This window comes from Erythrobacter sp. JK5, assembly GCF_018205975.1.
In the GTDB taxonomy this organism is placed as follows: domain Bacteria; phylum Pseudomonadota; class Alphaproteobacteria; order Sphingomonadales; family Sphingomonadaceae; genus Erythrobacter.
Map to the genome: position 1 here is coordinate 299,576 of NZ_CP073577.1, position 14,360 is coordinate 313,935.

At 63.4% G+C, this 14,360-nt stretch carries 12 protein-coding genes; 6 read left to right on the forward strand and 6 right to left on the reverse strand.

Annotation, left to right across the window (positions count from 1 at the left end; all coding sequences use genetic code 11):
* Window positions 1-55: 55 nt before the first annotated feature.
* The gene (locus KDC96_RS01405) at window positions 56-772 is read left to right on the forward strand and encodes a site-2 protease family protein (RefSeq protein ID WP_212450054.1); all 717 of its coding nucleotides are present in this window, start codon (window positions 56-58) and stop codon (window positions 770-772) included.
* On the opposite strand, the gene galK is transcribed toward KDC96_RS01405, so the two are convergent.
* The 4 genes from galK to KDC96_RS01425 are packed head-to-tail and all read right to left on the reverse strand — an operon-like array spanning window position 769 to window position 6,467.
* Entirely contained in the window at window positions 769-1,815 is a 1,047-nt protein-coding gene (gene galK / locus KDC96_RS01410) for a galactokinase (RefSeq protein ID WP_212450056.1), read from the reverse strand. The two genes, KDC96_RS01405 and galK, sit on opposite strands and share 4 nt — an antisense overlap.
* On the reverse strand, window positions 1,808-2,899 hold the full coding sequence (locus tag KDC96_RS01415) for a galactose-1-phosphate uridylyltransferase (protein ID WP_212450058.1): 1,092 nt from the start codon (window positions 2,897-2,899) through the stop codon (window positions 1,808-1,810). Before KDC96_RS01415 ends, galK begins: the two co-directional genes overlap by 8 nt.
* Complete coding sequence (glpD, locus tag KDC96_RS01420; RefSeq protein ID WP_212450060.1) at window positions 2,896-4,389, reverse strand: glycerol-3-phosphate dehydrogenase; 1,494 nt, start codon at window positions 4,387-4,389, stop codon at window positions 2,896-2,898. The genes KDC96_RS01415 and glpD overlap by 4 nt, the downstream gene beginning before the upstream one ends.
* Window positions 4,386-6,467: an alpha-galactosidase gene (locus tag KDC96_RS01425; RefSeq protein ID WP_249171871.1), complete on the reverse strand. Its 2,082-nt coding sequence runs from the start codon at window positions 6,465-6,467 to the stop codon at window positions 4,386-4,388. The genes glpD and KDC96_RS01425 overlap by 4 nt, the downstream gene beginning before the upstream one ends.
* A gap of 100 nt (window positions 6,468-6,567) precedes the next feature.
* Between KDC96_RS01425 and KDC96_RS01430 the strand changes: the two genes are divergently transcribed.
* The gene (locus tag KDC96_RS01430) at window positions 6,568-8,070 is read left to right on the forward strand and encodes a sodium/solute symporter (RefSeq protein WP_212450062.1); all 1,503 of its coding nucleotides are present in this window, start codon (window positions 6,568-6,570) and stop codon (window positions 8,068-8,070) included.
* On the opposite strand, the gene KDC96_RS01435 is transcribed toward KDC96_RS01430, so the two are convergent.
* The gene (locus KDC96_RS01435) at window positions 8,042-8,935 is read right to left on the reverse strand and encodes a hypothetical protein (protein WP_212450064.1); all 894 of its coding nucleotides are present in this window, start codon (window positions 8,933-8,935) and stop codon (window positions 8,042-8,044) included. The two genes, KDC96_RS01430 and KDC96_RS01435, sit on opposite strands and share 29 nt — an antisense overlap.
* 109 nt (window positions 8,936-9,044) lie before the next feature.
* On the opposite strand from KDC96_RS01435, the gene truB reads away from it, so the two are divergent.
* The 3 genes from truB (at window position 9,045) to pnp (ending at window position 12,801) form a co-directional block, all read left to right on the forward strand.
* Window positions 9,045-10,028 (forward strand): tRNA pseudouridine(55) synthase TruB, encoded by a 984-nt coding sequence (truB, locus tag KDC96_RS01440; protein WP_212450066.1) that lies wholly within the window; start codon window positions 9,045-9,047, stop codon window positions 10,026-10,028.
* A gap of 12 nt (window positions 10,029-10,040) precedes the next feature.
* Window positions 10,041-10,310: a 30S ribosomal protein S15 gene (gene rpsO / locus KDC96_RS01445; protein WP_212450068.1), complete on the forward strand. Its 270-nt coding sequence runs from the start codon at window positions 10,041-10,043 to the stop codon at window positions 10,308-10,310.
* Between the two features lie 175 nt (window positions 10,311-10,485).
* Window positions 10,486-12,801: a polyribonucleotide nucleotidyltransferase gene (pnp, locus tag KDC96_RS01450; protein ID WP_212450070.1), complete on the forward strand. Its 2,316-nt coding sequence runs from the start codon at window positions 10,486-10,488 to the stop codon at window positions 12,799-12,801.
* A gap of 105 nt (window positions 12,802-12,906) precedes the next feature.
* On the opposite strand, the gene KDC96_RS01455 is transcribed toward pnp, so the two are convergent.
* Entirely contained in the window at window positions 12,907-13,713 is an 807-nt protein-coding gene (locus tag KDC96_RS01455) for a DUF2569 domain-containing protein (protein ID WP_212450072.1), read from the reverse strand.
* 401 nt (window positions 13,714-14,114) lie between these two features.
* Between KDC96_RS01455 and KDC96_RS01460 the strand changes: the two genes are divergently transcribed.
* Window positions 14,115-14,288, forward strand: coding sequence for a Flp family type IVb pilin (locus KDC96_RS01460; protein WP_212450074.1), 174 nt, complete (start codon window positions 14,115-14,117; stop codon window positions 14,286-14,288).
* The last annotated feature ends 72 nt before the right edge of the window (window positions 14,289-14,360 follow it).

Consider the following 14,360-nt stretch of genomic DNA (forward strand, 5'->3'; position numbering starts at 1 on the left):
TCGCCGGGATGGAAGCCCACTGGCGCGCCAGCGTGGAGCCTCCTATCTGGTGCCCATGACCGATACGCTCGCCGTTGCGCTTGTCCTCATCCCATGCCTGATTATCGCGATCGTGTTTCACGAGGTCGCGCATGGCTACATGGCGAAGCTCCTTGGCGACGAGACCGCGAGCGAGCGCGGGCGGTTGACGCTCAATCCGATCAAGCACGTCGACCCGATCGGTACGCTGCTAGTGCCCGGAGCGTTGCTGCTATTCGGTGGGCCGGCGTTCGGCTGGGCAAAGCCGGTGCCGGTCAACAAATGGCGGCTCGACAATCCGCGCTACGGAATGATGGCGGTCGCGGCGGCGGGGCCGGGAAGCAACTTCGTGCTCGCGGCGATCGGCGCGGTCCTGTTCGGGCTCTTGACGCCGCTTACGGCCACGATGGCGCCGTCCGCGACCGGGATGCTGATGGTCGTCGGCCCCGACGGCAGCGTCCAGTATCTCGCCAGCGGGCTGTTCTATTTCATGCTGATCAACGTGTTTCTTGGCCTGTTCAACCTGCTGCCGATCCCGCCCTTCGACGGGTCGCATATCGTCGGCGGGCTGCTGCCGCGCAGCCTGCGTGCGCAGTGGGACAGGCTGCAGCAGGTCGGCATGTTCCTGCTGATCGCGGTGATTGCGGGCAGCTGGGCGTTCGGAACGGGGTGGATCGAAAGGATCGTGATGCCGCCGGTTTACTGGGCGATGGGATATTACCTCGCGCTCGCGCAGTTTGTCGGTGGCGGTTAGGGTTCGGCCCCGACCGCATCGATAAACCGGGACCGAGCGTGCCGGGCAGACAATTCTTTGAGCCACGTCTCGCGCCTTTCTGTCTCCACGCAAGCGACGATGCAGCCGCCAAAACCACCGCCCGTCAGCCGTGCGCCAAGCGCACCCAGCTTGAGAGAACTTTCGACCAGTGCGTCGATCTCGGGCAGCGACATCTCGAACAGGTCGCGCATCGAGGCATGGCTTGCATTCATCAGCGTTCCGAACGACGCCATGTCGCCAGCCCGCATCGCCGCAACCGCTTTCTGCACGCGCGCATGTTCGCTCAGGCAGTGAAGGGTTCGCCGTTTCGGGATATCGTCGAGCTCCGCCGCCTCGACCAGCGCGCGGTCGAGCAGGCACAGGTCCTCGGTCCCGAAATGGCGCTTGGCCGCGTCGCATTCGGCCTTGCGCGCGGCGTAGCGCCCATCGGTCAGCTTGCGTGTCAGGCCCGAATGCACGACGACCATCTCGTATCCGCGAGGGAACGCGACAAGTTCGCAGGACAGCGTCCGGGTATCGAGCGCCATCGCGGTACCGGGCGTCGCCAGTGCGACGGCCATCTGGTCCATGATCCCGCACGGCACTCCCATGTAGAGGTTTTCCACCCGGCGCGCGGCTACGGCCAGCTCGACATCGTCCGGCCCCGCGCCAGCGGCTTCGCGCGCGGCCTTGAGCACCGCGACGATGAGCGCCGCCGAGGAGGACAGGCCGGACCCTTGCGGAATGGTGGATTGCACCTCCAGCGTCGCCCCGCCGCGCAGCAGGCCGAGTGCGTTCGCCTCGCGTAGCGCGCCGACGCAGGGGTCGGCCCAGTCGCCGACCGCATCGTCGGCAAGGTCGCGGATTGCCGGCGCGTCGTAGCCATTCGATGCGACCGCCACCGCGCTGTCCGGGCGGGGAACGAGCGCGACTTCGAGCCCGACCGCCAGAGCCGCAGGCAGCACCATCCCGCCGTTGTAGTCGGTGTGCTCTCCGATCAGGTTGACGCGGCCCGGTGCGCGGGCAGTGAAGGCGTCAGTCATCGGCAAGGTCCCGCAACAGAGCAACCGCGCTCTCGGGCATCACGTCGACCGTGAACGTGCCCGTGTGCTGTTCGACCGAGGCGAGGTATTTGGTCCGGCCCGGCGCGCGCAGCAGCGGGTAGAATTGCACGGTGAAGTGATAGCCGGCCGATCCGGCATCTAGGTTCGGATTGGGTGCGGCGTGAAATGCCATCATGGTCGCGGCGGGCTGATCGAACAGCTTATCGTAGCGACGGGTGACTTCGCCCAGCCAGTAGGCCAGCCCGTCGAGCTCTGCGTCGGTGCAGTCCCACGGCCCTTCGCGCCGGGCGCGCGGCGCAATCCATACCTCGTAGGGGAAGCGTGCGAAGCGAGGCACGAACGCCGCCGTGCCGCCGACGTCGCCGAGACCGTATTCGGGAAGCGCGGCGTCGATCTCGCCTGCCAGATCGAATCCGCCTGCAAAGGCATCGATGGCGCGTTGCTGAACCTGCGGTATCCGCTCGAATCCGTAAATCTGCCCGTGCGGATGGTGCAATGTCACGCCGACAACGTCACCGCGATTTTCGAATGGAAGCACATAGTTGCAGCCCGAAGCGAACAGCATTTCATAGCGGTCGATAAGCGCCGCCAGCAGCACCTGCCGCCGATCCTGGCCGATCGTGTGGAGACTGCCGCTCGGTTCGGGACCGTAGACCACGACATCGCAGGCACCTTTGGCGGGTCCGATCTCCAGACCGGGTAGTCTCTCCGCCTTGCCGGCACCGGGATGGAACGCGGCAAATTTGTTTTCGAAGATCGCCAGCTCGAAATCCTCGAAGGGAATTTCGGTTTCGGGACCATTCGGGCGGGTCGGGGCGAGCGGATCGTCGGCCGCCGAAGGTTTGAACGTGCGGTTCTGCCGATGCGCCGCGTAAACGTTCCATTCGCCGCGCAGCGGATGGAACCGGATCTCTCCGCCCTGCGCGATTTCGTCATCGCTTTCTCGCTGTGACGGTAGATCATGCGGCTCGCGACCATAGAGATGCAGCATCCGCCCATCGGCCTTGCGATGATCGCGCCGATAGGTCGGGCATCCACCCAGCGAGCGTGAAAGTTCGATCATGCTGCAACTTTCTGCTGCGCGAACCATTCCCGCACCCGCGCCTGCGAGGCTCCGTCCAGATGCAGCCCCAGCTTGCTGCGCCGCCACAAGACGTCCTCGGCACTCTTCGCGAACTCCTGGTCGACTAGATATTCGAGCTCGAGTTCGTAGAGATCGCCGCCGAGATGCGGACCCAAGTCATTGAGACCTTGGGTGTCGACCAGCAGGATATGCACCCGCGTGCCGTAAGCGCGGCAAAGTCGTTCGATAGCACTCCCCGGAAGCCAATCGTATCTTTTGCGGACATCTTCGACGAAGTCATCGAAACGCTCGGGATCGATATCGCCTCCGGGCAGCGGTGCGGGTGCGGTCCATGCCTTGCCGGGCATTCCAAGCTTTTCAAGCGCATGCTCGGCAAGCTTGCGAAACGTTGTGATCTTGCCGCCGAAGATCGACAGCAGCGGCGGCTCATCGTCGCCGTCTCCTCGATCGAGTTCGAAAACGTAGTCGCGCGTCACGGTCGAGTCCGATGAAGACCGATCGTCGTAGAGAGGGCGCACCCCCGAATAACTCGACACGGCCTGTTCGGGAGTCACGTCCACGCGCAGATATTCGTTCGCGGCATCGCAGATGTAGCGCGCTTCCTCGGGCGAGATTTCGATCACGGAAGGATCGCCTTCGAACCGAACATCGGTGGTGCCGACGAGCGTGAATTCACGTTCGTAGGGGATCGCGAAGACAATCCGGTCGTCCTTGTTCTGGAAGATGTAGCAATGCTCACCTTCGAACAGGCGCGGGAAGATCAGGTGGCTGCCTTTGACGAGGCGGAGGTTTTCGTGGCTCTCGCGCGGGATTGCCCGCTCAAGCACGGTGTCGACCCAAGGCCCGGAGGCATTGACGACCATCCGGGCGCGCACCTCTTCCTCGCCGCTCTCGGTGCGCAAGGTGGCGGTCCAGACCTCTTCGCCACGCTTCAGGCCGGTGCATTCGGTCCGCGTGCGAATGTCGGCGCCATGCTCTTTCGCGTCGACGCAATTGAGCGCCACAAGTCGCGAGTCCTCGACCCAGCAATCGGAATATTCGAAGCCCTTGACGAGGCGATCTTCCAGAATGTCGGCATGCGGCGGTTCGCGCAGGTTCACGGATCGCGTCGGCGGCAACAGCTTTCGCCCGCCAAGATTATCGTACAGGAACAGCCCCAGCCGCAGCATCCATTTGGGCCGCAGCCCCTCGTCATGCGGCAACACGAAGCGCAAGGGCCAGATGATGTGCGGCGCGATCTTCAGCAACCGCTCGCGCTCGATCAGGCTTTCGCGCACCAGCCGGAATTCGTAATGTTCGAGATAGCGCAGGCCGCCATGCACGAGCTTGGTCGAGGCGCTTGACGTGTGCTGCGCGAGATCGTCTTTCTCGACCAATAGCACCGACAGCCCGCGTCCCGCCGCGTCGCGCGCGATCCCGGCACCGTTGATGCCGCCGCCGATCACCAGCAGGTCGTAAGGGTCTGTCATTCTTCGGCTTCTAGGTGATGGATCAGGCAGGTATCGGGATAGGTTTGCGGCAGTTGCAGCCCGTACTGCATCAGGGCCGATCCGGCAAAGCTGGCCGGTTCGCCGACGAGAAAGGTCGGCCAGACGCAGGCGACCTTGTAGCGTCGCTGTAGATCAAGCCCGACAAAGCGCAGGCGCGGCGGATGCGGCGAGGGGTGCTGGTCGATCACGGCGGTCTGGAACAGCGCTTCGCCGCGATCGCGCGAGACGACGCCAATCGCCGCAAGCTGCGCCGGCGTTTCGAGCCGGTGATAGTCTCCGCCATGGATCAGGGCGCGATGCCGCTTGTGCAGCGCAATCGCGGCCTTGAGGATACCCCGGTCCGACACGCTCTCGGTCGCCAGATCGAGCTCCATCCCCATATGACCGAACACCGCCGTTCCCGCGCGAAAATGCATGTCGAAGCGCCGCCCGGTGATGTGGCACCGTTTTGGTCCGACATGGTTGCCAAGCACCCGCAGCGGCAGGAAATAGGCGGCTCCCCGCATGATCGCATGGCGCTGGCGCGCGTCGTTGTTGTCGCTGGTCCAGATACGGTGGGTGCGCTGCAGGATGCCGTAGTCGGCCCGCGCTCCGCCGCTCGAACAGCTTTCGATTTCGAGTTCGGGGTGCGCTGCGCAGAGGCGGTCGATCAGCGCGTAGACCGCTCGGGTCTGCCGATGCACCGCCGGTCGCCCTCCAGCGTTCCCCGGATGCTGGATATCGCGGTTCATGTCCCACTTGATGTAGGCGATCGAAAGCTCGCGGACGAGGTGGTCGATCCGCTCGAACAGGTAGTCCGAGACTTCGGAGCGCGTCAGGTCGAGCGGGAGCTGATGGCGCGACGCGATCGGGTCCACCCTCTCCACCCCGAGCACCCAATCGGGATGCTCGCGGAAAAGATCGCTGTCGGGATTGACCATCTCGGGTTCGAACCACAGGCCGAATTCCATGCCGAGCGAGCGGACATGGTCGGCGAGGGGGCCAAGTCCGTCGGGATAGACATCCTCAGAGACAAACCAGTCGCCGAGCCCGGCGCGATCGCTGCGGCGCGCCCCGAACCAGCCATCGTCGAGCACGAAACGCTCTGCGCCGGTTTCGGCCGCCTGATCGGCGAGCGCAAAGAGCCGATCCGGCGAATGATCGAAATAGACCGCTTCCCAGGTGTTGAAATGCACCGGCCGCGGGACGGAACGACCGACCTGGTCCGCAACGAAGGCGTGGAGCCTGCGGGTGGCTTCACCATGGCCGTCTTCCGCCCAGCACGCATACAGCGTCGGCGTGGAGTAGCTTTCTCCGGGTTCCAGCCGCATCTCGCCGGGCAGCAGCAATTCGCCTGCCTGAAGGGCAAGCGTATCGTCGGGAAGCCGATCGATCCGGAGGCGATGATTGCCGCTCCAGCCGAGATGGAAAGCCGCCGCCGGGCCATGGGTCTCGCTGGTGGCCGAGGTGCCGCAATACAGGCCCGGAAAGCTCGTGTGGCTCGTGCGTCCGGAGCGGTTCTCGCGCAGGAAAGCGCCGCGGACAGGCTGCCATTCCTCGATCTGGAATTCGCCCGCCCATTTTCCGCCGAACGCCATGATGCGATCGAACCGGGGATCGAGCGGCAGGCACACTGCGCTCAGCCACTGCAGGTCGAGCGCGGTGTCGCCGGAATTCGCAAGCGAGGCGCTGAGCGACAGCACCCCGGTCGAAGCGTCGATGGCAAAGTCATGCCTGACCGTGACCCCGGCGTTGTCATCGCGGGTGACCACCGTCAGCGACGCGCTCGGTTCGATATATTCAACCAGTCGCAGATCCACCGCCCAACTGCAGCCATCGCGGTGCAGCAGCAGACCGGGCGGGCCGGGGTATCCGGTGCCCAGCGGATTGAGCAGGCTCGGCGCGACTGGAAGCTGCGGCCCGCCCGGTGCATGCTGGCGCTCGCTCAGCCCGGCGAAATCCTGCGCGGTCGCGCCCGGCAGCGTCGGTCCGGCATGCAGCAGGCGCGGGCGATCGCCCACTCCGCCGTGCACAAGCAGCTGCGTTCCACTGCCTTCGAGATTCGCCGTTGCGTTCACAGCCCGCGCCCTATCGGGGATTGTGCCGCTTGCCCATTGGTATGCGCGAAAAAGGCAGTTACTGCCGCACGCGAACAACGGCTCGGGGGAGAGCGCAGGAATGAATATCGTCCAGGTCGCGGTCTTTCTCGGATTGATGCTGGTTCTTGCCGTGCTGACGTGGCGAAAGGTCGCAGCCGCCCGTGCCGCCAGCCATGCCTCTGCCGATCGCGAAATCTTTCTTGCCGGCGGGGGGCTGAGCTGGTTCTTCGTCGCCGGCGCGATCACGCTTACCAACCTTTCGACCGATCAGCTGGTCGGCATGAACGGCAACCAGATGCTGCTGCTCGCCTGGTGGGAACTGGCCGGTTTCGTCGGGCTTCTGCTGCTCGCCTTCGTGTTCGTCCCGATCTATTATCGCAACAATTGCACGACGATCACGCAGCTGCTCGAGCAGCGCTACGACGGGGCGAGCATCCGGACCGTGATCTCCGCGCTGTTCCTGCTCGGCAACCTCCTGATCTATCTGCCCGCCGTCATCTATTCGGGTGCGCTGTTCATGCAGACCCTGTTCGGCGTCGATGCATCGGTGACGGCGATCGCCGCGCTGTTCGCGATCGTGGGGGCGGCCTATGCCATCCTTGGCGGACTGCGCGCTGTCGCGGTGCTCGATACCTATGCCGGGGTCGGCATCCTGGCGCTGGCACTGGTCGTCGTGTTTCTGGCGATGCAGGCGGTTGGCTGGGATATTTCGACCGATGTTCCGCGCGAGCGGCTGACGATGATCGGATCGCTCGACAGCCCGATCCCGTTCCACACGCTGTTCACGGGGATGCTGTTCATCCAGATATTCTATTGGTCCACCAATCAGAACATCACGCAAAAAGCGCTGGCCGCACCAAGCGTGAAGGAAGCGCAGAAAGGCGTGATCGCCGCGGCGATCATCCGGGTGCTGATTGTACCGCCGATCGTGGTGGTGCCCGGGATCGTCGCCTTCAAGCTGTTCGGCGACGTCGATGATCGTGCCTATGCGATGGTGGTCGGCGAGGTGCTGCCGGGCTGGACCAGCGGCATGTTCGCCGCAATGATCGCGGCGGCGGTGCTGACAACTTACGCGGCGGTGATGAATGCGACGATCACGCTCTGGTCGGTCGACTTCCATCGCCGGTTCATCAACCCTGATGTCGACGTCCGGCGGCTCAACCGCGTGGTCGGGATTGTCGCCATGATTGGCTCGATCGCGCTCGTCCCGCTCTATGCCGGGGCCGAGAGCATCATCAACCTGTTGCAGGAGCTCAACGGCTTGCTGTCGATGCCGATCCTTTCGGCTTTTATCGCCGCTTTGCTGTTCCGCAACATGGATGCGCGCGCCGCTGTCGCCGGGCTGTTGTGGGGCTTCTCGGTCTACGCGCTCCACACCTTCTATCTCTACGTTCCGGCGAATTTCGGAGGGGTAAGCTGGTATGCGACGATCGGCCTGCCGTGGGTCCATTACATCGACGTCATGGTGTTCGTGCTGTTCAGTTCGGTGCTGGTCGCGCTGCTGACGAACCTGGTGGTATTCGGCAACCGGGCGCGGCTGGCGATCGGCGGCGCTAGCCCACCGGATCCGGCTTCGATCTGAGGCTGGTCTCGGCGAACCGCGCCAGCGCGGCGCGGTGGCTGTCGGCATAGCGGTCTCCCACCATTTCGGCGTAGGTGGCGATATTGTCGAGCCCGCTTTCGAGACAGGCGAGAAAGCCGTTGGTGATGCGTGCCTGCTTGCCTTCGTCGGGCAAGGCCTCGGCGATCCGCGAGACGTAACCGCGGATGATATCGTCGCGGCAAGGGCGGGCGTTGCGGGCTGCGGCACCGGGCAGTTCGGTAATCGCATCGACCACTCCGAGCCGTTCTAGCAGGCCCGACCCCGGAAACACTGACCCAGCTGTGAAATCGTGCGCGATGACCGGGGCGCCGCTGCGCTTTTGCAAGCGCTCGAGATCGGCGAGATGATCGAAGGCGTAGTACCAGTAGGGCGTGCCTGAACCGGGCATCGGTGCCGCGATGTGCGCGAAGCCGCGCCGCATAATATCGTAGAACAGCTGGAAGGCGTCGGAATAAATGTGGTGCTGGAGCTGGGCAAACAGGCTTGCAAAGGCCGCGCCGGGTTCGCGCAGCACCACGTGCCATTCGATATGTCCGACCTCGGCCTGATTGGCGGCGTCGTCGATCGCATGCAGCGGGCGATCGTCGTACAGTGCGCCCTCGAGATCTTCCGACGACAGGATTACCGTGCCGCAACTGGCTGAGCGTGCGGCCTCGATCATCGCCACCAGCGGCTCCTCGTCGCCCTGCAGGATGCGCCACGCGGCGTCATGATGAGCCGGATAGGCTGCCTGCGGCTGATACCACACGCCGCGCGCTGCAAGCTGGGCATGGTGATCGTTCAGCACGTGTTGAAGGTAGGTTGATCCGGTCTTGTGCAACCCGGGATGGATAATCAGTTTCATGCTGGGCGGGTTACGCCGATATGGTAAATTCCCGGGTGCTCGCGGCATCGCGGAAAGCCCCTAGCCGGGCGTCTGGACGTGCGAAGCTGCTGCACCTACAGCGCGCGGCATGGTGAATGGCTGGCTGATCCTCGACAAACCGCGCGGGCTGGGCTCGACGCAGGCGGTTGCGGCGGTGAAGCGCAACCTGCGCGAAGGCGGCTATCCCAAGTGCAAGGTCGGCCATGGCGGGACGCTCGATCCGCTGGCGGAGGGCGTGCTGCCGATAGCCTTGGGCGAGGCGACAAAGCTGGCCGGGCGGATGCTCGATGCGTCGAAAATCTACGACTTCACGATCCAGTTCGGAGCGGAGACCGACACGCTCGATGCCGAGGGCGAGGTTGTGCAGCGCGTCGATCGCTACCCGCCAATAGCAGCGATCGCGGCGGTGCTGGAGCATTTCACCGGCGAGATCGAGCAGGTTCCTCCGGCCTATTCGGCGCTGAAGATCAACGGCAAGCGCGCCTATGACCGGGCGCGGGCAGGGGAGGAAGTGGAGATGAAGCGGCGGCGAGTGACGATCTATTCGCTCGCCCTCGCAGGGAAACGCGACAGAGATCCCGATCTGCGTTCAGCCTTCCAGACCACAGCCGGCCGCCCCGATCCCTACGATCCGTCAGCGCCGCTCGAACTCGCCGACAGCGTCACCCTGACAGCGCACGTGTCCAAGGGCACCTATATCCGCAGCCTGGCACGCGATATCGCCCGCGCCCTTGGAACCGTCGGCCATGTTACCTATCTACGTCGCATCAAGGCGGGGCCTTTCACCGAATCTCAGGCGATTTCGCTGGACAAACTCAACGAAATCGGTAGAGGCGCGCCACTTGAAGACCTACTCCTGCCGTTGGAGGCAGGGCTGGACGACATCCCGGCCCTTTCCCTCTCTCAGACTGACGCGCAGGCGGTCCGCCAAGGCCGGGTCCTGTCTGAACTGCCCCAACCATCCGGGCTCTATTGTGCGATGCTGGACGATGTCCCCGTCGCGCTGATGGAAGTGGTGGACGGGACGGCGAAGGTCGTCAGGGGTTTCAACCTTCCCGATGTCGCTGAGTAAGAGAGACAATACATGTCGGTAGATGCCGAAACCAAAACGAAGATCATCAAGGACAATGCCCAGGGCAATAACGACACGGGCAGTCCCGAAGTGCAGGTCGCGATCCTCACCGAGCGCATCCGCAACCTGACCGAACACTTCAAGGATCACCACAAGGACAACCATTCGCGCCGCGGCCTGCTGATGATGGTCAACAAGCGTCGCAACCTGCTCGCCTATCTCAAGAAGAAAGACGTCGAGCGGTACAACGCCCTGATCCAGAAGCTGGGTCTGCGTAAGTAAGAGTTTTGCGAAGGGCGGCTCCAACGGGCCGCCCTTCGTCTATCCCCTCCCGAGCAATTCGGCTGGGAGCGGACGAAAGGGGCGCGATTAGCCCCGCACCGGACCGGGACGGTACACCCGGAAAATGTAGGCCCCGCCGCGCAATAAGGCGCCGTGGGTTCGAAAAGGAAAATCAATGTTCGACACGAAAACCGTATCGCTGGAGTGGGGCGGAAAAACCCTCACTCTGGAAACCGGCCGTATTGCCCGTCAAGCCGACGGCGCCGTTCTGGCCACCTATGGCGAAACCGTGGTGCTGTGCGCCGTGACCGCCGCCCGGTCGGTGAAAGAGGGGCAGGACTTCTTCCCGCTCACCGTCCACTACCAGGAAAAATTCTCCGCAGCCGGCCGTATCCCGGGTGGCTTCTTCAAGCGCGAAGGCCGCGCCACGGAAAAGGAAACGCTCACCAGCCGTCTGATCGACCGCCCGGTGCGTCCGCTCTTCCCCGAGGGCTTCTACAACGAAATCAACGTTATCGCGCAGGTCCTCTCCTACGACGGCGAGACCGAGCCGGATGTGGTCGCGATGATCGCCGCGTCGGCCGCTCTGACGCTTTCGGGGGTTCCGTTCATGGGCCCGATCGGCGCCGCGCGCGTTGGCTACACCAATGACGGCGAATATGTCCTCAACCCCAGCATCAGCGATGCTCTGGGCGAAGACGGTCGCCTCGACCTGATCGTAGCCGCGACCAACGACGCGGTGATGATGGTCGAATCCGAGGCCAAGGAGCTGACCGAAGAGGAAATGCTCGGCGCGGTGATGTTCGCGCATGACGAGTGTAAGAAGGTCGTCGGTGCGATCATCGATCTGGCCGAACAGGCCGCCAAGGATCCGTGGGAGCTCGACCCGGTCGAAGACAAGTCGGCCAAGATGGACAAGCTCCGCGCTGCCATCGGCGCCGACCTCGAAGCGGCCTACAAGCTCACCAACAAGTCCGAACGCCAGAACGCGGTCAATGCGGCTCGCGAAAAGGCGCGCGAAGCCTTTGCCGATCTCGCAGAAAGCGATCCGGCGGAATATCTTGGCACGCTGAAGCTGGTGAAGAAGCTCGAAAGCGACATCGTTCGCGGTTCGATCATCAAGGACGGCACGCGCATCGACGGGCGCAAGCTCGATCAGGTGCGCCCGATCGAAGCGATCGTCGGCCTGCTGCCGCGCACGCATGGTTCGGCACTGTTCACCCGCGGTGAAACGCAGGCGATCTGCACCACCACGCTGGGCACGAAGGATTCCGAGCAGATGATCGACGGGCTGGAAGGCCTCTCGTACAACAACTTCATGCTGCACTATAACTTCCCGCCCTATTCGGTCGGCGAAGTGGGCCGTTTCGGCTTTACCGGTCGGCGTGAAATCGGCCACGGCAAGCTCGCCTATCGCGCGCTGCACCCCGTGATGCCCGATGCCGAGGAATTCCCGTACACGATCCGCGTTCTGTCCGACATCACCGAGTCCAACGGCTCGTCCTCGATGGCGACCGTCTGCGGCGGCGCGTTGTCGATGATGGACGCGGGCGTTCCCCTCAAGCGTCCGGTTTCGGGTATCGCCATGGGCCTGATCCTCGAAGGCGACGACTTTGCGGTCCTGTCCGACATCCTGGGTGACGAAGACCACCTCGGCGACATGGACTTCAAGGTTGCCGGTTCGGAAGAAGGCATCACCAGCCTTCAAATGGACATCAAGGTTGCCGGGATCACCAAGGAGATCATGGAAAAGGCGCTCGATCAGGCAAAGGCCGGCCGCGCGCATATCCTGGGTGAAATGGCCAAGGCGCTCACCGGGGCCCGCACCGAGGTCTCCAAGCACGCTCCGCGTATCGAGACGATGCAGATCGACAAGTCGAAGATCCGCGACGTCATCGGGACGGGCGGCAAGGTGATCCGCGAGATCGTGGCCGAAACCGGCGCCAAGGTGGACATCGACGACGAGGGCGTGATCAAGATCAGCTCCTCGAACGCCGACGAGATCGAAGCCGCACGGAAGTGGATCGAAGGCATCGTCGAGGAAGCCGAAGTCGGCAAGATCTACACCGGCAAGGTCGTCAACATCGTCGATTTCGGCGCGTTCGTGAACTTCATGGGCGGCAAGGACGGTCTCGTCCACGTCTCCGAAATGAAGAACGAGCGGGTCGAAAAGCCGACCGATGTCGTCAGCGAAGGCCAGGAAGTGAAGGTCAAGGTCCTCGAGATCGACCAGCGCGGCAAGGTCCGCCTGTCGATGCGGGTGGTCGACCAGGAAACCGGCGAAGAGCTCGAAGATACCCGCCCGCCGCGCGAACCGCGTGGTGACCGTGGTCCCCGCAGTGATCGCGGTGATCGCGGTGGCCGTGGCGGGGATCGCCGGGGCGGTCGCGGAGGTCGCGGTCCGCGTCGCGATGGCGGCGGCGATCGTGACGGCAATCGCGATGGAGGCAACGATGGCCCCGCCGCGATGCCCGACTTCCTGAAGGACTAGGTTCTTCCGGCACATCGAAAGAAAGAGGCCGCTCGGAGCAGTCCGGGCGGCCCTTTTCGTTACGGTGTTCAGAATGGCGGGAGCGCGACGGCCCCAGGCTCGCGATCAGGTCGCGACGCGGTGGCGATAGGTGACGTTCACCCGCTCCGACAGGATCAGGTAGGGCAACCAGATCGCGGCGCTGATCAGCACTTTGTCGATATTGCTGTCGAGCAGGGTGCCCAATGCGCCCGCGATCGTTGGCGAAAGGTCGAATTGTGCCATGGTGCGGGCGATCCCGAGCTGCAGCATCACGTCGATCATCCAGACATACAGCAGCATCTTGGGAAACAGCGGGATCGTGCGCAGCGCCATCGCGAAACACACCATGTAGAAGAAATTCATCATCACCGTATCCGCCGCCATCAGCCAGAACAGGGTGAGGCCCCAGTCCGGCGCCGCGCTGGTGAGCGGGGGGACCGCGAGCAGGAACTCGCCGGTCCGCATCACGACATTGAGCAGCATGCCGATGACCAGCGACGCCATGAAGCCGATCGGGCCGAAGCTATCGTGCCGCAACGCCTCGATCGGGCGCAATTTCGACCACTTGCCATAGGCGGAGAAGTGCACCGAGCTGGGCCGGAATCGCGCACGACCGGGAAACGCAGCGCGCGCGATCAGGAACCCGGCGATCGGCGAGATCGCGACCAGCAGATAGGGTATGGTAAGTTCGAGATAGTGCAGGAAGGTCTGCGGCGGAGTCGGCGAAAGCACGATGCGCACGATCGAAACCAGGCCGATCGCGCTCAGCCAGATCAGGGCGATCGTCACAAGCCGCTGATTAACCAGATCGATCGCCGCCTTGCTGCGTTCGAAGGCGGACGCCGCCGATTTTCGGGCCAGCGATCGGACCGGGACAAGTGCCTGTTCCATCCGCGAAAGCATACCACGGAACCGCGAGGAACCGCGAATCACCGCCAACACATCAAAGCCTGTTGTCAACGGCTTTCGCCTCGAATTTGGTTCGGGTTGTCGCATTTGTGCAAGTCGTAAACCCAATAAGTTAACAGCCATAGCGCGTAAGTTATTCCGAAGGCTGGTTAAAATTTTGTAAAAAAATTGTCATTGACGCAAGGCTAACAAAGCGTGACCCTTCTGATTGTTCCAGGGGGACGAGGCGCAAGTGCACGGCGCAAGCCGGCAAAACAAAAACTGGGGTTGCGCCTGTTCTGCAAATTGGCCCGCACGGAATGAGGTAACCGGAAATAGAAGCCGGAGCCTCTGGTTGAGCTGTTCGCGATCTGCGAACACGAACTGAGTGTGAGGATAATACGATGAAACTTCTCAAGAACTTCATGCGTGATGAATCGGGTGCTTCGGCGGCCGAATACGCACTGATTCTGGCCGTCGTCGGTGCCGGCATTGCCGGTGCTGCACTGCTGCTGGGTCAGGCGATCGACGCCGAAATCGACCAGGCCACCGGCCTCGTCCAGGGCGCGATTCCTTGAGTCTCGCTGGGCTCGCGGCGGTTCCGCCGCGAGCCCACACTCGTTGTGACACATTTTTCATTGGAGGGGCGC

Bases quoted from the DNA above. Each gene is read 5' to 3' on its own strand.
- KDC96_RS01405 (WP_212450054.1), top strand. From the start codon at position 56: ATGACCGATACGCTCGCCGTTGCGCTTGTCCTCATCCCATGCCTGATT.
- galK (WP_212450056.1), bottom strand. From the start codon at position 1,815: ATGACTGACGCCTTCACTGCCCGCGCACCGGGCCGCGTCAACCTGATC.
- KDC96_RS01415 (WP_212450058.1), bottom strand. From the start codon at position 2,899: ATGATCGAACTTTCACGCTCGCTGGGTGGATGCCCGACCTATCGGCGC.
- glpD (WP_212450060.1), bottom strand. From the start codon at position 4,389: ATGACAGACCCTTACGACCTGCTGGTGATCGGCGGCGGCATCAACGGT.
- KDC96_RS01430 (WP_212450062.1), top strand. From the start codon at position 6,568: ATGAATATCGTCCAGGTCGCGGTCTTTCTCGGATTGATGCTGGTTCTT.
- KDC96_RS01435 (WP_212450064.1), bottom strand. From the start codon at position 8,935: ATGAAACTGATTATCCATCCCGGGTTGCACAAGACCGGATCAACCTAC.
- truB (WP_212450066.1), top strand. From the start codon at position 9,045: ATGGTGAATGGCTGGCTGATCCTCGACAAACCGCGCGGGCTGGGCTCG.
- rpsO (WP_212450068.1), top strand. From the start codon at position 10,041: ATGTCGGTAGATGCCGAAACCAAAACGAAGATCATCAAGGACAATGCC.
- pnp (WP_212450070.1), top strand. From the start codon at position 10,486: ATGTTCGACACGAAAACCGTATCGCTGGAGTGGGGCGGAAAAACCCTC.
- KDC96_RS01455 (WP_212450072.1), bottom strand. From the start codon at position 13,713: ATGGAACAGGCACTTGTCCCGGTCCGATCGCTGGCCCGAAAATCGGCG.
- KDC96_RS01460 (WP_212450074.1), top strand. From the start codon at position 14,115: ATGAAACTTCTCAAGAACTTCATGCGTGATGAATCGGGTGCTTCGGCG.